Source organism: Nitrosomonas sp., assembly GCF_019752095.1.
GTDB lineage: Bacteria > Pseudomonadota > Gammaproteobacteria > Burkholderiales > Nitrosomonadaceae > Nitrosomonas.
On the sequence record NZ_JAIEMO010000002.1, the window covers coordinates 1 to 18,317 of the forward strand.

Below are 18,317 nucleotides of genomic sequence, written 5' to 3' on the forward strand. Positions count from 1 at the left end.
GCATTCGGATCGCCTTTCGGTTCAGGAATTTTAGCGATCAAAGCTTCTAAAACATCTTCTACACCTTCTCCTGTTTTTGCACTAATTTTAATCGCATCTTGTGCATCAATTCCTATTACTTCTTCAATGTTGCTGATGACACGTATCGGATCTGAAGCCGGGAGATCAATTTTGTTTAAAACCGGAATAACCTCAACACCTTGCTCGATCGCTGTATAACAATTCGCGACAGTTTGCGCTTCAACACCCTGTGAAGCATCAACTACCAAAAGTGCACCTTCACAGGCGGCTAAAGAACGCGAAACTTCATAAGAAAAGTCAACATGCCCTGGTGTATCAATTAAATTCAATAAGTATGTTTCACCATTCCTTGCTTTGTAGCGTAAAGCTGCTGTTTGGGCTTTGATAGTAATGCCTCTTTCACGCTCCAGATCCATAGAATCTAATACTTGTGCTTCCATTTCTCGGTCGGATAAACCACCGCACAGATGAATAATACGATCCGCTAGCGTTGATTTGCCGTGATCAATATGAGCGATGATGGAGAAATTACGGATATGCTGCATCAGATATAAAATATAAAGAGTATATTTCCAGCAATCTTAAAAATCACGCAGCCAGGCTGGAAACAGAAATATTATTGGCCATTAAAGAGGCAGCATTCTAACGAAATTTACCAAGATAATCATCTAAAGCTGCCAAATCGAGAAAATAATGGCAAATCTCCTGATTGGTCAGCGGCGACATCAACACTGGAATTCTCTCTCCATAACGTTTAGCCAGTTCTGGATCGGAATCAATATCAACAACCTTGAAATCAAATGATACTTGCTGCTGCAAACGCTGCAGAGCAAGCATCATATCTTGGCAAAGATGGCAGTCTTCACGGCCATAGATGATCAGTTCTCGTATTTGATCGGAAGGAAATGGATAAAGCTCAATTTTCTTTATCATCATCGGAGAGTTTCATTGTAATGAAAGTTGTGATATCTCCCCGTTTCACAAGTAAAGCAATATTTTTTCCACTCTTAACTTGATTAAGCAGTCCATTAAATTGCACAACGCTTTTTACATCTTTACTGTTAAATCCAAGGATAATATCGCCAATGCGAATTCCTGAACTACTGGCAATGCCAGGTTGAATGTCTTCTACCAGTAAGCCATTGGCAATCTCCAGCTGTTTCTTCTGCTCATCAGTAATCTCACTTAATGCCAACCCAAGACGATTTGTGGTATCCGGTTTTTTACTCTGCTTGAGTTTTCTATTTTCTGACGTCTCATCAGAAGGCGTTTCTCCAACTTCGACCTTAACGGTCTTTAACGTACCATCCCGCCAAACTTGAATTGTTGCTTTTGATCCTGGTTTGGTATTGCCAACTATACGGGGTAAATCTGAAGATGTTAAAACTTCCTTATCATCAAACTTCAGAATAATATCGCGTGCTTGAACCCCCGCTTTTTCCGCAGGACCCTCTTTCTCAATCGAAACAACTAATGCTCCTTTACTATCCGTCAATCCAAAAGAATCAGCCAGTTCTTTGGTTACCTCTTGAATCATAACGCCAATTCTTCCTCGACTTACTTTGCCGCTAATCTTTAGCTGATCAGCAATTTCAGTGGCAACATTGATCGGTATGGCAAAAGACAACCCCATGAATCCGCCCGTACGGCTATAAATTTGAGAATTAATACCGACGACTTCTCCTTTCATGTTAAACAAAGGCCCACCTGAATTTCCTGGATTAATTGCGACATCCGTCTGTATAAATGGGACATAATTTTCCTGTGCCAAAGAACGCCCTTTAGCACTCACAATGCCTGCAGTGACACTATGTTCAAAACCGAATGGAGAGCCGATCGCAATCACCCATTCACCTACTTTAAGATTTTCTGGATCCCCTTGTGTGACTTCAGGCAAATCAGTGGCATTGATTTTAATTAACGCGATATCGGTTTTACGATCGGTACCAATAATTTCAGCGACAAATTCTCGTTTATCATTCAGCTTCACTGTTATCTCATCGGCGGTTTCAACCACATGCGCATTTGTCAGAATATAGCCATCAGAACTAATAATAAAGCCCGATCCTAGTGATTTAGGTTCGGATTTTCTTGGCCCGGGGAAAGGTTGAATATGCCTTTTAAAAAAATCATAAAATGGTGAGTTTTCTGGAATTCCTGGTATTTCAGGAATTATCTGGTTATTCATCATATTCGAACTTTGCACAGCACTGATATTCACTACTGCAACACCATGTTTTTCAACTAATCCGGTAAAATTCGGTAGTGTGGTAGCTTGAGCAAAGTTTACCGATAAAAATAAAACAAAAGGAACTATCATTAATTGAAACATGCTTCTTATCCTTACTGTACGCTTATATAATAAATAAATGCATATATGCATGACTAACGATCAAAATTTTGCGGAGTAATCGCTATTCAGATTTAAGCCATGAATTTAAATAGTGATTATATGAATAATAAAATAATTTCTCATCTATTGCTGCCATATTTCTGAAAAGAAAAAGTACAATAGGCTCCAACCAGTAATAACTTAATTAAGCTTAATAACAGAGTCGCCTATTAGTTTAATGGTTTCCAATGGCGCTTCACCTACTGTAGTTATTTGATTGCCCTCCAGCACGCGCACATAGATATTGATAGCACCGCGCCCCGTAAAGAAACCCGACACAGGCGTTGGCACATCATCTGCAATAGGCTCAATAAAAACAGATACGGTTGCAAGCCCGTCAGATAGGGCAATATGATCCACAAACACAGGCTTCTCAGTCAGATTACGCTTCATTTCAATTAATTTTCTAAAACCTGGTGGCAAATTATTAACCTGCCATTTTAATTCACCTTGGTTGATGACAGAAGTCAATAAATTAGTTACTTTCCATTCATTTTTATTTTGAGTCATGAATGAACTAGGTTTCAATAAATCGGGTTGAATTTCTCCGTCAATCTCCAGTTGTGCAAATGCAAACTGTTCAATAATCTCGTCACCATCCGTGATAGCATTTTTTAAGAGTAGACCTGTTCTGACATCTATCCAGAATTGATAACCATAACGTAATGAATCTCTTGGTATCAAAGAAATAACCTGACACTCATGATCAATTATGCGCTCACGATTGACTTCTTTGATGTAATAATTCTCATCAAGATTACCAAACGGTTGCGGAAGAATGTCGGGGAAGAATTTACGAAACCAACGTTTCTCAGTGTATATTCTTTTGCTTTCTGGCAGATAACATTTCATTTCATCGTTAGTGCGAAAAACTATTCGTGGCGGCCCATCCAAAACTTCAATCCTTTCATGTTCACCCGCGTGATCAGTCTTATGAACGATGCGTGAGGCTTCTATGTGATTATCTGCATAATAAATGAATGTTCCGGAATAGTTATGCCGACGAGGAGCTTCGGCCATTTTTTTCAACCAATCAAGTGCGCCTTCAGACGAACTGGGTAACTCCTGCGCAACTGCAACTTGAAAACCAAATACTAAAAAACATAACAACGAAATAATACTGCGACTAATCATCTACTATATCTTTCGTGATATTCAACGTTATGAATATTGCCTGCTTGTCCGCGCATTGTAATTCCCGGAGAGAATTCTCTATGCACGAACAAATAATCATTGATTTCAACTGGCGGATGTGAGTAATTATGAATTATATGCGGCGATGAAACCATAACGGGCGCAATTTTCAAGTTATTTTCCTGATTCGATTGCTCAGCAATCGTTATTTGCTGCGGCTTATATAAATTATTCATAATTAGCCCCGCAGAAATCATTACAACAACAGAAGCAGCCACTGCAAACGAAAATACTTTATGCTTCTGTTTTCTGATTGCGCTTGTTACGCTGATTACATTGGGGAAAAGTACTGTAGGTTCGGATATTAATTTTTGACTGACACTGGAGGAGATATTTATGGATAACTGGGATGACTTTCGGAGCGTATCGCCAATCAAATGATAAGTTTTCCATTCCTCATGTAAGTCATCATTTTTTCTGATGGCTTCAATGACATTGGTAACATCCTGTTGATCAAGTTCACCATCCATCAATGCAGATACTTTACTTTTCACATTACCACCTCTTATCTTTACTTGTCCCTAACAAAGGGCGTAATTGTTCTGAAATCGCTTCACGCGCACGAAATATTCGTGAACGTACAGTCCCGATAGGACAATTCATAATATTGGCAATTTCTTCATAACTAAGCCCATCAATTTCTCTTAATACGATTGCCGTACGTAACTCTTCCGGCAATGAATCTAATGTCTTATTCACCGTTTGAGCAATTTCCTGACTCATCAGTTCACTCTCAGGCGTATTCATTTCCTTCAGTAGCCCACTATCCTCAAAGTCTTCGGCATCTTGGTTATCATAACCTTGCAAGGTTGGCAATTTCCGCCCTTGAGATACCAAAAAATTTTTCGCAGTATTAATGCCAATGCGATATAGCCACGTATAGAAAGCACTATCTCCACGAAACGATGGTAACGCCCGATATGCTTTAATAAAAGCTTCCTGCGTAACATCCTCAACTTCAGCGGAATCGCGTATAAATTGTGACAATAAACGAGCCAGCTTGCGTTGATACTTAATGACTAGTAGATCAAATGCATGCTTATCTCCGCCTTGAACTCGTTCTACTAATTGTTGATCGATCTCCCGATCACTCATACAACTTGATCCCTGAGCATATTGAATGAATTGTTACCCTTATTCTTGTTCCATTATAGATACCATAATGACACAAATGAACAAGTATACCTATCCAAATGAATCTCGGGAACTATGTAATTCTATGCCTATCGTGTTAATGACACTTAACCCTACTGATTAGTTCACTATTTAAATAGTGCATAATCAATGAAACCAAACTAAATGTATCCAGGTTAAGGCATTCTGAGTCTGTTATTATTCAACCTACTAATCATAATAAACAAAGACTCATTTAATGACTAACAACAACTACGATACGCTCATTCTCGGTAGCGGATTAGCCGGATTTTCACTGGCGCTGCACTTAGCACAATACAAGAAAATTTGTATTGTGACTAAACAAGCCTCCGAATCAGGAGCCAGTTCATGGGCACAAGGCGGCATAGCAGCAGCGCTATCAAATGATGACTCTCCATCGCAACACGTCCAAGACACCTTGATTGCCGGAGCCGGTTTATGTGATGAAAACATCACAAAATTCATCATCGAGAATGCAACTGATGCGATTCATTGGCTGATCAGTCAAGGTGTGAACTTTACCAGCGACCAAACAAGTGAAACGGGCTATCATCTGACTCGAGAAGGAGGCCATAGCAGGCGGCGCATCATTCATAGTGGCGACGCCACTGGCAAAGCCGTACAACAAGCCCTAATTCAAAAAATACGATCGCACCCGAATATTACTGTTTTAGAGCATCATATCGCTATTGATCTAATAACCGATGATAAATTATCCGGTTGCACAAAAAACCGAAACAAACAATGTGTTGGCGCATACATTCTTGACAAGAAGAAAGATGAAGTACTAAGCTTTGCGGCACAAAATACCGTACTGGCAACCGGCGGGGCCAGCAAAGTTTATCTCTACACGACCAACCCCGACACAGCCACCGGTGATGGCATCGCAATGGGCTGGCGGGCGGGCTGTCGAATTGCCAATATGGAATTCATTCAATTCCACCCTACCTGTCTCTATCATCCTCACGCAAAATCATTTTTAATCAGCGAAGTCGTTCGTGGCGAAGGTGGTTTATTAAAGCTTCCCAATGGCGAACGTTTCATGTCATGGCACGATCAACGTGCCGAGCTTGCCCCACGTGATATTGTGGCTCGTGCCATCGACTTTGAAATGAAGAAAAGGGGTTTGGATTGCGTTTATTTAGATATATCTCATAAGCCTGCCAATTTCTTAAAAGAGCATTTCCCAACCATTTATGCCCGCTGTTTGGAATTGGGTATCGATATTACTAAAGAACCGATCCCCGTAGTTCCTGCTGCTCACTATACTTGTGGCGGGGTGATCACCGATAAACATGGCAAAACCGATTTGAACAACCTATACGCCATCGGAGAAACCGCACACACCGGATTACATGGCGCCAACCGTTTAGCCAGCAATTCGCTATTGGAATGCCTAGTGTTAGCCCAGGCTGCAGGAAGTGACATCATTAATCAACCCACAAATGAATTGCCAAAACTTCCGGATTGGGATGAAAGTCGAGTCACAGACGCTGACGAAGAAGTTGTGATTGCACACAATTGGGATGAATTGCGCCGTTTTATGTGGAATTATGTCGGCATTGTGCGAACCACCAAACGGCTGCAACGTGCGCAGCACAGAATTGAACTATTACGCGAAGAAATCAATGAGTACTACACCAACTTCCGTGTTACCAGCGATCTACTGGAATTACGCAATCTAGTCGATAGCGCCGATTTAATTGTGCAGTGTGCATTGCTGCGTCACGAAAGCCGCGGATTACACTATAGCAAGGATTATCCCGACACACTGCCACAGACAAAAAACACTGTGCTAAGAAAAGAAAATTAAGTCACTCCCAACAAACACCAAAAACGTTAGCCTGAATCAACGTGTACAGTTGTCAGCCTGCAATCACGTGCGTTACACTCATAACCTTCTTAATCACAACATCCCTTCACCGAGCAATGCAAACCCACTGGAGCAACCCAAGCGTTGTCGAATGGTGCCAATACTTACTCGACAGTTACACACACTGGATCAAGCTGGAACTGATCAAACGCACCGGTACGCCACTTCAACAAACCGAGCAATTATTCAATAGTGCGTTTGTCGTGGCATCTCATGGCACGGAAGACGATCCCATATTAAATTACGGCAATCAAGAGGCTCTCAATTTATGGATGATGAACTGGCAGCAATTCACACAAACGCCCTCGCGCCTCACAGCCGAACCACCCAACCGTGAAGAACGTTCACGCATGCTAGAACAAGCCAAAACTCAAGGTTATATTTCCGATTATCGCGGCATAAGAATTTCCAGCACAGGAAAACGTTTTCTGGTTGAGCAAGCCACCATTTGGAATATCCACAGACCTGACGGCACAACAATTGGACAAGGCGCTACGTTTTCTAGTTGGAAACACTTGGACTGAATTCAATTTTTTCAAACCTATTCAGCGTAAAACAAATTTGCCCGAAACCACGAACTGGTTTATTCTTTGCCCCCTGCTTATCAGTAGCCTGGAGAAGTGGCCGAGTGGCTTAAGGCGCACGCTTGGAAAGCGTGTGTACGGTAATTCCGTACCGCGGGTTCGAATCCCGCCTTCTCCGCCATTTGCACATCCGCACAAATCCAGAGTTATCCATAAAACATAATCAGAAAGCTATTTTACAAACTATTCCGCTCCGTAGCAATCCAGAATAATCCGCTAGAAGCCAATTGATGTGTGCTGTCAAAAATGGAGTCCATCGGTTTAAGCAACAAGCAAATTTGCATAGTATCGCTGCGTAAATTGTGCTGGTGACCAATAGCCCAGCCTTTTCTGTCTTCTCTGCCGGTTATAGAATATTTCTATATATTCGGTAATCTCCTGAATGGCTTGTTGTCGTGTTTTGAATCTTCTATGATGCACCAGCTCGGTTTTAAGTATCCCCCAACTTTCTATCGGCGCGTTATCATAGCAGTCACCTTTGCGACTCATGGAAGCGATCATGCTAAATCGTTGTATTAAAGATTTAATTTGCATGAACTAACGGGATATCCACCTTGCTACCTTGCTATTATCTACTGGATACATAGTTGGCAGCACCAATCTGAAAGTACCATCTAGTTCATAAGTCAAACACGATAATCAAAGCATCTTTGATATTGTTGATATATTGACGTTCAAGCTGCCCTTGTTTTTTTCCAATACGCGAAATATCAATAACACGCAGTTGCTTAAGATTAATATGGCGATCTTTATCCAGCGCATTTTCTTCTGTAGGTATCAAATTTACCGCAAAAGGCCATGATTTATGTTGCGGAAGTAAAGGTGCAACAATTAGTGTTCTTGATTTTACATTAACAAGATCACTTTGAATAATTACACAGGGTCTCAGCTTTTTTGTTTCTGCACCTTTGGTCGGTTCAAGCTCAACCCAGTAAATGTCTAATTGTTTGAAATCAGTCATTAGCTAAGCCATCAGATAATGCGCTATCCCATGCCTGCAATTCTTCCTGATAGTTCTTATCTTCTGCCTCTTCCTGATTAGCTTTCAGTAACGCTTCTTTGAGGAATTTTTTACGCTCCTGCATTAGGAGCTGATTAATATACGCACTGCGATTATCGCCCGCAACGCTATTCAAAAATGCAAAAGTTTCATCTTCAAGAGTAATTGTCGTTCTATGTGTCATAGCATTTATCATACCGCATAGTATTAATAATGATCATACGAATAAATATGCTAATAGTCCAGCAATCTATTGCGTCAGGGTAAGTAATTTTTAATCCCTAGGAGGTTAATTACTCGTCCCCTGGGGCGTAAGCTGGCTGAAAGTTAGCAGATTTGGGATCTGCAGTTAAAATACCCCGCTGCTTGTGGCGGGGTATTTTATATGGAACAGATAAACCGAAAACCCTCTGTTAATCACAAAAAGATGTTGCCCTAAATGTTGTCTAAACTATGCCAACTTATGCTGATAGGTTGGGCAACATGGAAATTATAACTGATTGATAAATATTGCATTATTAATTTAAACTGCGGGCTCGAATCCCGCCTTATCCATAATTTATACAATACAATCATTTAGTTATGTTAATATTCAGCTCTTAATCTACAACCTAGCCAACATCTTAAAAATAGCACCCATTTAGATTCTAGTAAGGTCTCAAACTATTTTAGTGCCATTGCATAAGTGCCTAGAACTGAGCAGCAAAGAATGTGTGCACTTGAGACCAAATCTCCGTGTTGCATCATTGTAATCCCAGCGTTCTATCATAGCTGTGCGAGTTTTATTCAGTTTGCCGGTAGTACGAATCAAATTGACCGAATTATTTGCGCCTCTGCGAATGCGAGAAGACACTGCAGTTCCGGCCTGTGCTACCCATACATGGCGCAGCAGGTTATTAAAGCGCTTGTGTAAAGGTAACACAAAGGGTAGATGAATATGCCCACCCAATATCAGATCAGCGCCGGCACTAGACCAGTCGTATATTGCAGCTTCGTGTCCATGCAGTAAGTTGGTTATATCTTCTTTAGATGTTACAGCCACCGGTTGATGCGTAACGACGATGCATAATTGCTCCTCAGAGGCACGGCTGAGACGTTGAGCCACACGCTCGCGTTGACTTGCTGAAACCTCGCCATCGACATGACGCCAACGCCGTGTCGTATTTACGCCAATAACCAGCAAAGTTTGCGAATCGTATACCGGCTCGAGCTCTGGGCCAAAGCTGCGGCAATGGTTGGCATAAGGATCTATTAGACGACCGACCAGATTATATAGTGGAATGTCGTGATTCCCAGGAATGATGAGGGTGGCTGGCGCGTCCAATCGATCCACAAACGACCGCGCAGCTTGAAATTGCACGCGCCGCGCACGTTGCGTAATGTCTCCGGACAATACCACCAACTCGGGCGGCATTGAGCGTATCAAGGTTTCCAGCGCGGACACAACTTCTGGCCGTTCAGTTCCAAAGTGTAGATCTGAGATTTGCCAAAGCATCGCCATGAATAAACTACAATTATTTTTTTGCGGCTGGCGCAGGCTTCAGAAGATAGAGCGCCTGATCGGCAACGCGAAACTCAAGCGGCATGCGTAACTGAGTAATTTCACCGTCGGTTGCAACTTTGATAAGCTTTTTCCCAAAAAATCGCGCCGGTTTGACTAAAAGACTCTTGAACGAAAAACTCATTACATGATCGGCATCTCCGAGCTGCCCCAATGCGCCACGAAAACCCAGCCCGATCATCGTTAGCGTGTTAATCGGACGGATCGCGATTGCGGTAAGTTCACCATTATCAGTTTTGGATGCTTCTTCAATACCGATCTGTTCCAGTTGTAACCGGTTATTACCGACGAACAGCGTCGGTGTATAGAGTGTGCTGACTTTTCCCTGGTGCTCAATCGTTAGCGCTAACTGGCGATGGTAACGTAGCACTGTATAAAGACCTGACACCCATGCCACCCAGCGATTGCGACCGAGCTTTCGCTTATAAGTCTCACGATCTTCAAGTAATTGCGGATAGAGTCCTAAACTGGCATTAACCAAAAATACACGCTCATTGACAAACCCGACTTGTATAGGATAGGCCAGCGTGCCTAACAACATCCTGGTAGCTGCGGCTGTGTCTTCTGGTAGGTTATGTGTCCGCCCGAAATAATTAAAGGTGCCTTGCGCGATCACACCAAAAGGGCAACAGCTACCTATGGTGGCTTGTACCATGGCATTAATAGTTCCGTCGCCGCCAGCGGCAACTACTATCCCGTTGCGTTCACGTGCGCGACGAACAGTGTCTCGCGCCACGTCTGTGATAGTCTCGGAACGGGTTACCATGAACAACTCGAATTCACGACCTGCCTGGTTCAGCTCAGCCTCGATAATATCACGAGCAGTGACAGCCTCCTCACTACCCGATGACGCATTAAGCACTATGAAAAGTGGCGCTGAAGGATCAACGTTAATGGGATTCGCAACACTTTTATAATGCTGTTCTGCATCAGGCACTGGTGTCGTCGTCAACATGCGATCTTACTCCTTAGTAACAATATTTCGTATTGGTTTTGAATTGTTTAATGGGTATGACGAGTGACATTAGCTATATTAACTCCATTGAGAGCAAAGCAACAATTAGACGATCTATAGAGTTTCTGTTAAAAAATCATATTTGATGCCACCTGGCGGGCAGCAGGCTAGTAGCAGTAGAGCGTGAAGAGTCGACACATCAAGATGCTGCGCCGCATCAAGCCCTGCACAGATGCACTCGCAGGTGTGGGCAATCACGCGCTTGAATTTAACGATAGCACCAGACACAGTAAAAAGTTGAACCGACTCTCATCAGCGCCGGCGTCGATGTCCTGGGCCAAGGATTTCAGACCAATGAATGCCATTCCCGCTTGTTCTTGATCTCAGTTATTACTTGAATTCGTCTACTGTTAGTGCACTACTATGAAAAAACAGTGAGATTCACAGGCTATCTTTTAACCCAGATTTCCCATTAGAAAAATTTCTGATAAAAAATCTGGAGTTAAGATACTAAAGTGCTTTTATTAATTTGCAGCTTGCTTAAAATGTCCCACTGCATCTTTTGCAGATTTCTGTGCTGCCTTGACATCATCGTTCTCGCCTTCCTTGATAGCATCAGACAAGCATTTAATGCCTTCATCAAGGTGTTCACGGTTAATTACTCTATCCGAATCACCTTTTGACGCATTTGCATATATTTTTGCTTCTGCTGCATGTTTAGCAATCGATTTCCCTTTCTCAGACTTCATCGCAGCTTCGGCATGCTGGATTGCTTGATCTAAATTACTAGATGCCGCCAGTGTCCCCAAAGATAAAAAAGCCATAAGCAAAAAACCTGTGAATAATGTAATAGTTTTCATATTTAACTCTCCAATTAATTATAATTTAAAGCGATGATGGCCATCACCGCTCCTTTATATGTATATATTTTTAAGAAAGATTGGTCTGTACGATAGCGAACAAAGATATCTAGTAGGCCTCGAAAAAGTGACGAGTAATAATTATTCCGAGCCCTGATCAAATCCATTAATAATTCCATCCAATTGCCCTTTGAATCGCGATAGCCGCCGGAGAATACCGGCAATTCTTTAACAGGCCGTTGAAAAAAGTTTTCGAAGCAGCTGATGCAAGGCAAAAACAGGTGAAAAAGCGCAGTTTATGCATAATAAATGATCATTTTGAGCCTGTTTTTAACACCGCAGCAGCAATGCAGATAGTTTTTCAACGGCCTGTTAAGCCCCCGTTTCATCAAAGTCAATGATCACTCAAAGTGGCATAAACGATCACCCATACATTACTGCAAGCACCAACAGACAAGACATAAACATAACGCCTGCCAGTCAGATCACGTTATAATTTGAATAACTCTACGTATGCGCTTGATGCTTGTTGATAAAGGAGAGGCCTATCATGAAACACCATAAATACCTTATCGTTGGCGGCGGCATGGCTGCCGACTCCGCTGTTCGCGGTATCCGTAAAATTGACCAGGAAGGCGCCATCGCCATGATTTGCGAGGAACGCCATCTGCCTTATGATCGTCCACCCCTTTCTAAATCGTTGTGGAAGGATACGCCGTATGAATCCATTTGGCGTGATGCCGAAGGACTCAATGTCGCAGCACACGTGGGCAAAAAAATTGTGGCACTGGATCCATCCCAAAAAACCGCGACAGATGATGTAGGCAACGTGTACACCTATGAAAAGCTGTTGCTAGCCACAGGAGGTTCCGTGCGGCGCTTGCCGGATTCAGACAAGAACATCATCTACTTTAGAACCGCCGACGACTATTGCAAGCTGCGTGAATTGAGTGAACAAGGTCCGGATTTTGTCGTGATCGGCGGAGGCTTCATCGGCTCCGAAATCAGCGCGGCACTGGCCATGAACAACCAGCGGGTCACGATGATTTTTCCGGAAAATGGTATCGGTGCACGCGTTTATCCACAGCCTCTGGCTGAGTTCATAAATTCCTATTACCGCGAGAAGGGAGTCACCATACTCGCATCTGAAACCGTCAAGTCCGTGCGAACTGCCGCTGGCGGCAAGACCATTGTGACCACGAAAAACGGCACGGAAATTTCCGCAGATGGAGTTGTGGCTGGGCTGGGCATTCAGCCTAATACCGAATTGGCCGCACAAGCCGGACTTGCAATAGACAACGGCATTATAGTGGACGAACAACTGCGCACGAGCAATCCCGATATCTACGCGGCAGGCGATGTGGCGAACTTCCATAGCGCAGTGCTGGATAAACGCATGCGCGTGGAACATGAGGACAATTCGAACGTCATGGGAGAAATGGCAGGTCGGAACATGGCCGGACAGTCGGATACCTATCGTCACCAGCCTTTCTTTTATTCTGACCTGTTTGACCTGGGTTACGAAGCAGTGGGAGAACTGGATGCAAGTCTCGACATTATCGAAGACTGGAAGGAGCCGTTCCGCAAAGGCGTCATTTATTATTTACGCAATGATCAGGTGCGCGGTGTCCTGCTCTGGAACACCTGGGGTCAGATTGACGCCGCCACTCGGTTAATTGCAGAAAAAGCCACTCACTCCCGCGCGACGCTAGAAGGAAAAATAACGGACTAATCGCCGTTTCGGTTTTTCCATCGCGTAAAGCAGCCCTGTGAAAGCAATATCTTGGAATACTGCCGGCAGAATTAGACTATGCAGAAATCATTTGAAAGGTACAAAAAAATCAAATCAGGAGAGCGTACAGTTACGCTGCAACCACAAGCCAAAGTAGCCTTACTTAGCCAGCAGAGCTGCACGATAAAATTCAATGAAACTATTTTTCATGACCTACGCCATAACAAGCCGTGGAAACGGCGATCAGGGCATTCGAAAAAATGTTTGGATATCGGCATTGAAAAGAGCTGACTTTAAATACCACAATCCCTACCAAACCCGTCACACTTTCACCTCTACCCTGCTTTCAAGAGGTGAAAATCCCATGTGGGTAGCTCAGCAAATGGGGCATAAGGATTGGGGGCAAATCAGAAAGATTTATGGACGATATATTCCTCAGAAGCAGGATAAAAATTAGTTCTAACAATGTTTGTCTCACCAAAGCGGATAAATATGGTAACTGGTTTATAAGATTTCAGTTTGATATCTCTCATGTATATATGCAACCAAAGCTTAAATCAACGGCGCGTTTTATGCGTCCGCTAGATGTTATTGTTAGCCTTCACTTCAAAGGAACTCTTGACATATGAGGCCACTGAATCAATTTCAGGGTAAATCTTTCCCTCACTAATTCCCAAAGCTGCTAGCTGCTCTCGCATTTTCTTTTTATCTGTGGCATTTACGGCCAGACTAAGATTTTCCGGCTTGAGTATGTACGAAGCTGGAATTCGAGCAGATTCTGACTTTTTGCCGTTGACGCCAAACAAGAAAAATGCGCCATCCTGCCTCATAATTCTCGGGTTATCCAGCAATGGTTTTACACAGATCACTGAGCGGAGGTGTTCTGATTTGATCTTTGGTTCAAATAACGACCTTTCTTGGCGTATTTCATGAACTAACAATTTGACCGGCTCTTGGTTTGAAAATTCTTCTGGAGTTTCCTCAGGCCTAACAACAAACTCAAACTCAAAAGGCTGCTTGCTGATATTTGAAATTGCACTCACCGTGTCACTATCAAAGTATTTGATTTCTTTCTTTGGTAGTCGAAAAATAATTACCTCGCCATCTGCATTTTTTCCTTTGTCCTTTTCTCCGTCTTTATCCACTTCATCCTTACATGCAAAAAGAAGAGCTATTAATGGATTTCCAGTAATGTCTAGTAAGCGAGTGGGTAGAGTATAATGCTGCATTTTTACGAGTTTCTGAAATGTGGTTTCTAGCTCGCGGAAATCATCCGGACAGCGTAGGATCAACTCTCTGAACATTCTGTGCTCGTTACTGATCCAACCAGAATTTCGGTAGACAGAAGGAACTAGCTCGAATTTCTTATTCGAATGACCACGATAATAGTATTCGTAATCAGGGTCTTGTGCAAGAGACTCCAATTTCCCGAGCAGCGTTCGAACACTACCAATCTTAGTTTCGTCTTGTTCTAATGACTCAGGCGCGTCGCTTTTTGGCGTCGCCTGGGACGCCTTGTTAAGAGACATTGCAGGCAATACCTATGATTGAAATCACTAAGGCTATTCCTGAAATTACGAGTGGCGCTGTAAAACGAAACCAAGACTGATGGAGCTCAGCTAATACCGCGGAGAGCAATGGAAAGTTAACAGCGTGTTTGTCTTTTCCTACCTTGAGGCTGAACAGATGAACCTTCCCGCCATCCTCCTGTGTATACCCATATTTTTTATCGAGATGATAGTAAAGACGCCCAAATACGATATCAGGATCAACCCCTAGTTCGCTAGCTATGGCCTTGCAGTCTATCGGCACATAGACTTTTGAGTCCCGCTCAGGTTCTGGATCGTCCTTGTTGAATCTCCCGAATTCATCGAGATAACGATCATGAATCTTTTGTAGTATCTCTTTATCAGTGGGTGATCGTCTCATGCGACTCTCCTTAACTCTTAACGTAATATATACGACAAAAATGTCTCATAATCTGGAACGGAATGTCATATAACTTGGCTAAGTTTTCCTAAATCTATATTTTTTATGTGGCTTTAGAATAGAAAAGCCCCAATAAATATAATGAATACACCATTTAGTTACCCACGCTCAAGTAACACGATGGGCTACAAATACATTGCTAAAAAAACAATCTTTAGCGTATCATAAAATTCTCAAAAACATCGTGATATGCTGATATTTCATGCCAAACACTGACCACGAAAAATTTTCTTCTCAAGCTGCACCAGAAGTCCTTACTCCACTGCGAAAAATTGCGGAATCTGAGGGGCGTCCTATTCAAGAAATAATACTTGATGAAGCCCTGCGGGAATATATCGAACGTAAAGGAAAAGGTCTGCCTCGTCGTCAAGCAATGGATGCTTTCACGCAAAGCTTAAATGAATTTGATCAGCTCTATCATGAATTAGCTAAATAACGTTGAAAGAGTACCTGACTGTTCCCGATGTACTGGCAATCCACGAAACACAACAAACAAACCAGTATGAAGCCGCAGAATCACTTTATCAGCGCATCAAGCAACCGCCAAATCGTTGACCGTGCAAAACGCCGATAAATATGTCTGCCTGATTACTGGTGAATTTATTGCGTTCTAGCACGCAGATAAAGGGTTGTCCGATTTGATGCCGATGTTTGCCGTTCTTCGATTTCAAAAAGATCCTTTTTATCTTTGACGAGATCGGAGAGTTTTTTGTAGCCATACAGTCTCGAATCAAAGTCGGGTTGCAGCTTGGTCAGATAACTTCCAAACACGCTCAGATTGGCCCACCCGGTATCATCAACGGATTGCTCCAGTGCGGTCAAAACAAATTCTTCGGGAAATTGCGGTTTTTGCTCTACTGTTTTAGTGGCGGTTTTGGCTTTGGTAGATCTCTTTCTCGTCTTCACTTCGGGTGGCGATGGGTCCGATTCAGTGATTCGGCTGGAACGCAGAATTTCGGTGAATACAAACTTGTTACACGCATTGCGAAAGGCATCCGGTGTTTTCTTTTCGCCAAATCCAAGTACCGTAAGCCCCTCTTCGCGCAACCGCATGGCAAGACCGGTAAAGTCACTGTCGCTGGTGATCAGACAAAACCCATCAAATTTATTGGTATAGAGGAGATCCATCGCATCAATGATCAATGCGCTATCTGTCGCATTCTTTCCGGTGGTATAGGCAAACTGTTGCACCGGCTTGATCGCATATTTTTGCAGCACTTTCTTCCAGGATACGCTCGCTGGGGATGTGAAATCACCATAAATACGCTTGACCGTTGCTTCCCCGAAACGCGCAATTTCAGCAAGCAACGCTTCGATAACGGCGGCCTGAGCATTATCGGCATCAATCAACACCGCCAATCGCAAGGTTGGTTCTTCGGTTTCATTTTTCACAATTTGTCGTGGAGAGGCCAAAATTACTCCCATAGTAGAAAAATATAAGTGGGATTAGTGTATACGGGCAACAGCCATACCACCAAGCACAATCTTTATTTGATTACGGATATAAAACCATAGCGTTAGCTGATTACCACGTTTGCTGCAGCGCACTTGTGCTGCGCCACAATCATCCGACCGCTTATTCAACACTGGATTAAGTACGATAGAATGATCCTTTCCCGATAACGTGATACTCAGTGAGTTAACAATAAAATGCGCATTGCAATCATCGGCGCCGGTTGTTCCGGCCTCACCGCAATCAAGCATCTGGTGGAAGCAGGCTTGGAAGATATCGTCTGTTTTGAGAAAAGCGATCAGATCGGCGGCAACTGGGTGTATACATCGACGCCCAGCGATAGCAGCGTCTGCAGGGTGACGCATACGATTTCCAGCAAATCCATGTCGCAGTTCAGTGACTTTCCGATGCCGGATGACTATCCGGATTACCCCAGTCACCAGCAGATACTGGCCTATTTCCAAGCGTATGCCCGGTATTTTCAGCTGGAAAAATATATCCAGTTCAATGTTACTGTTCAGCATGTTGAGAAAACAGAAAATGAACGGTGGCGATTGTCTCTGAGCGATGGCACGCAATCAGAATGTGATTATTTGGTGATTGCCAATGGCCATCTTGCAATTCCACGCCACCCTGATTGGAAAGAGAATTTTTCCGGAAAATATTTGCATGCACATGACTACAAAACCAATCAGGGCTTAGAAAACCAACGGGTGCTCGTGGTTGGTGCCGGAAACTCGGGCTGTGATTGCGCGGTTGAAGCGAGCCATGATGCCGCTTGCGTCGACATGAGCTTGCGCTCTGCGCAGTATATTATTCCCAAGCTCATTATGGGAAAACCCACCGATACTTTTGCGGCTTCGTTGCAGTGGTTACCGCAGCGCATACAAAACTGGCTGCAAAAAATTTCCCTGTGGATCCAGATCGGGCGTTATCGTGATTATGGATTACCCGAACCTGATTTTTCGCCCACGCAAGCGCACCCCACTATCAATTCGGAAATCTTCAATAAAATTCGGCATGGCAAAATACGCCTTCGTCCAGGCATTCAGGGTATCTCGGGGCAAACTGTGCATTTTAACGATGGCTCATCACAGACGTATGATGTCATCATTGCCGCAACCGGTTACAAAATCAGTTTTCCTTTTTTTGACGCGAATTTTATTAACTGGGAAGATGCCGCGCATATTCCACTTTACTTACGCATTTTTCATCCCGATCATCCCAGTTTATTTTTCATCGGATTAATCCAGCCTCAGGGCTGCATTTGGACACTCGCAGAAGCACAATCCCAGCTGGTCGGACGATGTTTGAGCGAAAAGACTCAACTGCCCTCCGATTGGCGCGAACAAGCTTTGCGTGAAGGCGAATATTGGGCACAACAATTTATTGCCCGACCCCGTCATGCACTGGAAGTGCACTACTATCCTTATTTAAAATCTCTCCGTCAGATAATCAAAAATACAAACCAATCACCATTAAAACGGTCATAAATGAATCAGGTGATTGCACGCTACGTCCCTTACAATATCGTATATTGTGCAGTAA

Annotated in this window: 22 protein-coding genes, 1 tRNA gene and 1 pseudogene; 8 read left to right on the plus strand and 16 right to left on the minus strand. The window is 43.2% G+C overall.

Features of this window, described 5'->3' with window-relative positions:
- The 6 genes from K2Q13_RS00095 to rpoE all read right to left on the minus strand — a co-directional run.
- Window positions 1-569, minus strand: a 569-nt coding sequence (locus K2Q13_RS00095) for a GTP-binding protein (protein WP_292918648.1), incomplete at its 3' end; no start/stop codon positions are given.
- A gap of 94 nt (window positions 570-663) precedes the next feature.
- On the minus strand, window positions 664-957 hold the full coding sequence (locus K2Q13_RS00100) for a glutaredoxin family protein (RefSeq protein ID WP_365724861.1): 294 nt from the start codon (window positions 955-957) through the stop codon (window positions 664-666).
- Complete coding sequence (locus K2Q13_RS00105; protein ID WP_292918611.1) at window positions 938-2,353, minus strand: DegQ family serine endoprotease; 1,416 nt, start codon at window positions 2,351-2,353, stop codon at window positions 938-940. The genes K2Q13_RS00100 and K2Q13_RS00105 overlap by 20 nt, the downstream gene beginning before the upstream one ends.
- Window positions 2,354-2,554: 201 nt before the next feature.
- A complete protein-coding gene (locus K2Q13_RS00110; RefSeq protein ID WP_292918612.1) occupies window positions 2,555-3,547 on the minus strand; it encodes a MucB/RseB C-terminal domain-containing protein in 993 nt (330 codons plus the stop codon).
- Entirely contained in the window at window positions 3,544-4,101 is a 558-nt protein-coding gene (locus K2Q13_RS00115; RefSeq protein WP_292918613.1) for a sigma-E factor negative regulatory protein, read from the minus strand. The genes K2Q13_RS00110 and K2Q13_RS00115 overlap by 4 nt, the downstream gene beginning before the upstream one ends.
- A 1-nt stretch (window position 4,102) precedes the next feature.
- Window positions 4,103-4,702: an RNA polymerase sigma factor RpoE gene (gene rpoE / locus K2Q13_RS00120; RefSeq protein WP_292918614.1), complete on the minus strand. Its 600-nt coding sequence runs from the start codon at window positions 4,700-4,702 to the stop codon at window positions 4,103-4,105.
- A 277-nt stretch (window positions 4,703-4,979) separates the two neighbouring features.
- Here rpoE and nadB point away from each other — a divergent pair, with 277 nt between their 5' ends.
- The 3 genes from nadB to K2Q13_RS00135 all read left to right on the plus strand — a co-directional run bounded on the left by nadB (window position 4,980) and on the right by K2Q13_RS00135 (window position 7,340).
- Window positions 4,980-6,575: an L-aspartate oxidase gene (gene nadB, locus K2Q13_RS00125; protein WP_292918615.1), complete on the plus strand. Its 1,596-nt coding sequence runs from the start codon at window positions 4,980-4,982 to the stop codon at window positions 6,573-6,575.
- A gap of 116 nt (window positions 6,576-6,691) precedes the next feature.
- A complete protein-coding gene (locus tag K2Q13_RS00130) occupies window positions 6,692-7,159 on the plus strand; it encodes an MEKHLA domain-containing protein (protein WP_292918616.1) in 468 nt (155 codons plus the stop codon).
- Window positions 7,160-7,249: 90 nt separating this feature from the next.
- Window positions 7,250-7,340 (plus strand) — tRNA-Ser (locus K2Q13_RS00135).
- A gap of 140 nt (window positions 7,341-7,480) precedes the next feature.
- Here K2Q13_RS00135 and K2Q13_RS00140 read toward each other — a convergent pair.
- From K2Q13_RS00140 to K2Q13_RS00160, 5 genes and pseudogenes are all read right to left on the minus strand, one after another.
- Window positions 7,481-7,735, minus strand: a pseudogene (locus K2Q13_RS00140) (IS3 family transposase); the annotation flags it as partial.
- Window positions 7,736-7,838: 103 nt separating this feature from the next.
- Window positions 7,839-8,180 (minus strand): type II toxin-antitoxin system PemK/MazF family toxin, encoded by a 342-nt coding sequence (locus K2Q13_RS00145; RefSeq protein WP_292918617.1) that lies wholly within the window; start codon window positions 8,178-8,180, stop codon window positions 7,839-7,841.
- A complete protein-coding gene (locus tag K2Q13_RS00150) occupies window positions 8,173-8,403 on the minus strand; it encodes a CopG family transcriptional regulator (RefSeq protein ID WP_292918618.1) in 231 nt (76 codons plus the stop codon). The genes K2Q13_RS00145 and K2Q13_RS00150 overlap by 8 nt, the downstream gene beginning before the upstream one ends.
- Window positions 8,404-8,877: 474 nt before the next feature.
- Window positions 8,878-9,720 (minus strand): metallophosphoesterase, encoded by an 843-nt coding sequence (locus K2Q13_RS00155; RefSeq protein ID WP_292918619.1) that lies wholly within the window; start codon window positions 9,718-9,720, stop codon window positions 8,878-8,880.
- Between the two features lie 13 nt (window positions 9,721-9,733).
- Window positions 9,734-10,735 (minus strand): diacylglycerol kinase family protein, encoded by a 1,002-nt coding sequence (locus K2Q13_RS00160; RefSeq protein ID WP_292918620.1) that lies wholly within the window; start codon window positions 10,733-10,735, stop codon window positions 9,734-9,736.
- 183 nt (window positions 10,736-10,918) lie between these two features.
- On the opposite strand from K2Q13_RS00160, the gene K2Q13_RS00165 reads away from it, so the two are divergent.
- A complete protein-coding gene (locus K2Q13_RS00165) occupies window positions 10,919-11,116 on the plus strand; it encodes a hypothetical protein (protein ID WP_292918621.1) in 198 nt (65 codons plus the stop codon).
- 143 nt (window positions 11,117-11,259) lie between these two features.
- Here K2Q13_RS00165 and smbP read toward each other — a convergent pair whose 3' ends face one another.
- Window positions 11,260-11,595, minus strand: a complete 336-nt coding sequence (smbP, locus tag K2Q13_RS00170; RefSeq protein ID WP_292918622.1) for a small metal-binding protein SmbP — start codon at window positions 11,593-11,595, stop codon at window positions 11,260-11,262.
- Between the two features lie 550 nt (window positions 11,596-12,145).
- On the opposite strand from smbP, the gene K2Q13_RS00175 reads away from it, so the two are divergent.
- Both K2Q13_RS00175 and K2Q13_RS00180 read left to right on the plus strand, forming a co-directional pair.
- Window positions 12,146-13,327 carry an FAD-dependent oxidoreductase gene (locus tag K2Q13_RS00175; protein WP_292918623.1) on the plus strand — a complete coding sequence of 394 codons (1,182 nt, stop codon included), beginning with the start codon at window positions 12,146-12,148 and terminating at the stop codon, window positions 13,325-13,327.
- Between the two features lie 193 nt (window positions 13,328-13,520).
- On the plus strand, window positions 13,521-13,784 hold the full coding sequence (locus K2Q13_RS00180) for a hypothetical protein (RefSeq protein WP_292918624.1): 264 nt from the start codon (window positions 13,521-13,523) through the stop codon (window positions 13,782-13,784).
- Window positions 13,785-13,908: 124 nt separating this feature from the next.
- Here the strand turns inward: K2Q13_RS00180 and K2Q13_RS00185 are convergent, their stop codons facing one another.
- Complete coding sequence (locus K2Q13_RS00185) at window positions 13,909-14,856, minus strand: FRG domain-containing protein (protein ID WP_292918650.1); 948 nt, start codon at window positions 14,854-14,856, stop codon at window positions 13,909-13,911.
- A complete protein-coding gene (locus K2Q13_RS00190; protein ID WP_292918625.1) occupies window positions 14,846-15,256 on the minus strand; it encodes a hypothetical protein in 411 nt (136 codons plus the stop codon). The genes K2Q13_RS00185 and K2Q13_RS00190 overlap by 11 nt, the downstream gene beginning before the upstream one ends.
- A 262-nt stretch (window positions 15,257-15,518) precedes the next feature.
- On the opposite strand from K2Q13_RS00190, the gene K2Q13_RS00195 reads away from it, so the two are divergent.
- Window positions 15,519-15,752 carry a hypothetical protein gene (locus K2Q13_RS00195; protein WP_292918626.1) on the plus strand — a complete coding sequence of 78 codons (234 nt, stop codon included), beginning with the start codon at window positions 15,519-15,521 and terminating at the stop codon, window positions 15,750-15,752.
- A 164-nt stretch (window positions 15,753-15,916) separates the two neighbouring features.
- On the opposite strand, the gene K2Q13_RS00200 is transcribed toward K2Q13_RS00195, so the two are convergent.
- Together K2Q13_RS00200 and K2Q13_RS00205 are read right to left on the minus strand one after the other, a co-directional pair.
- Window positions 15,917-16,729: an NYN domain-containing protein gene (locus K2Q13_RS00200; RefSeq protein WP_292918627.1), complete on the minus strand. Its 813-nt coding sequence runs from the start codon at window positions 16,727-16,729 to the stop codon at window positions 15,917-15,919.
- A 33-nt stretch (window positions 16,730-16,762) separates the two neighbouring features.
- Window positions 16,763-17,134 carry a hypothetical protein gene (locus K2Q13_RS00205; protein ID WP_292918652.1) on the minus strand — a complete coding sequence of 124 codons (372 nt, stop codon included), beginning with the start codon at window positions 17,132-17,134 and terminating at the stop codon, window positions 16,763-16,765.
- Here K2Q13_RS00205 and K2Q13_RS00210 point away from each other — a divergent pair.
- Complete coding sequence (locus K2Q13_RS00210) at window positions 17,024-18,262, plus strand: NAD(P)-binding domain-containing protein (protein WP_292918651.1); 1,239 nt, start codon at window positions 17,024-17,026, stop codon at window positions 18,260-18,262. The genes K2Q13_RS00205 and K2Q13_RS00210 overlap by 111 nt on opposite strands.
- Window positions 18,263-18,317: the final 55 nt, after the last annotated feature.

What these genes read in the sequence shown, in the direction of transcription:
- nadB (WP_292918615.1), top strand. Translation starts at nt 4,980, where the DNA reads ATGACTAACAACAACTACGATACGCTCATTCTCGGTAGCGGATTAGCC.
- K2Q13_RS00180 (WP_292918624.1), top strand. Translation starts at nt 13,521, where the DNA reads ATGAAACTATTTTTCATGACCTACGCCATAACAAGCCGTGGAAACGGC.
- K2Q13_RS00100 (WP_365724861.1), bottom strand. Translation starts at nt 957, where the DNA reads ATGATGATAAAGAAAATTGAGCTTTATCCATTTCCTTCCGATCAAATA.
- smbP (WP_292918622.1), bottom strand. Translation starts at nt 11,595, where the DNA reads ATGAAAACTATTACATTATTCACAGGTTTTTTGCTTATGGCTTTTTTA.
- rpoE (WP_292918614.1), bottom strand. Translation starts at nt 4,702, where the DNA reads ATGAGTGATCGGGAGATCGATCAACAATTAGTAGAACGAGTTCAAGGC.
- K2Q13_RS00160 (WP_292918620.1), bottom strand. Translation starts at nt 10,735, where the DNA reads ATGTTGACGACGACACCAGTGCCTGATGCAGAACAGCATTATAAAAGT.
- K2Q13_RS00205 (WP_292918652.1), bottom strand. Translation starts at nt 17,134, where the DNA reads ATGCGTCACCCTGCAGACGCTGCTATCGCTGGGCGTCGATGTATACAC.
- K2Q13_RS00130 (WP_292918616.1), top strand. Translation starts at nt 6,692, where the DNA reads ATGCAAACCCACTGGAGCAACCCAAGCGTTGTCGAATGGTGCCAATAC.
- K2Q13_RS00190 (WP_292918625.1), bottom strand. Translation starts at nt 15,256, where the DNA reads ATGAGACGATCACCCACTGATAAAGAGATACTACAAAAGATTCATGAT.
- K2Q13_RS00185 (WP_292918650.1), bottom strand. Translation starts at nt 14,856, where the DNA reads ATGTCTCTTAACAAGGCGTCCCAGGCGACGCCAAAAAGCGACGCGCCT.
- K2Q13_RS00110 (WP_292918612.1), bottom strand. Translation starts at nt 3,547, where the DNA reads ATGATTAGTCGCAGTATTATTTCGTTGTTATGTTTTTTAGTATTTGGT.
- K2Q13_RS00105 (WP_292918611.1), bottom strand. Translation starts at nt 2,353, where the DNA reads ATGTTTCAATTAATGATAGTTCCTTTTGTTTTATTTTTATCGGTAAAC.
- K2Q13_RS00145 (WP_292918617.1), bottom strand. Translation starts at nt 8,180, where the DNA reads ATGACTGATTTCAAACAATTAGACATTTACTGGGTTGAGCTTGAACCG.
- K2Q13_RS00195 (WP_292918626.1), top strand. Translation starts at nt 15,519, where the DNA reads ATGCCAAACACTGACCACGAAAAATTTTCTTCTCAAGCTGCACCAGAA.
- K2Q13_RS00155 (WP_292918619.1), bottom strand. Translation starts at nt 9,720, where the DNA reads ATGGCGATGCTTTGGCAAATCTCAGATCTACACTTTGGAACTGAACGG.
- K2Q13_RS00150 (WP_292918618.1), bottom strand. Translation starts at nt 8,403, where the DNA reads ATGACACATAGAACGACAATTACTCTTGAAGATGAAACTTTTGCATTT.
- K2Q13_RS00175 (WP_292918623.1), top strand. Translation starts at nt 12,146, where the DNA reads ATGAAACACCATAAATACCTTATCGTTGGCGGCGGCATGGCTGCCGAC.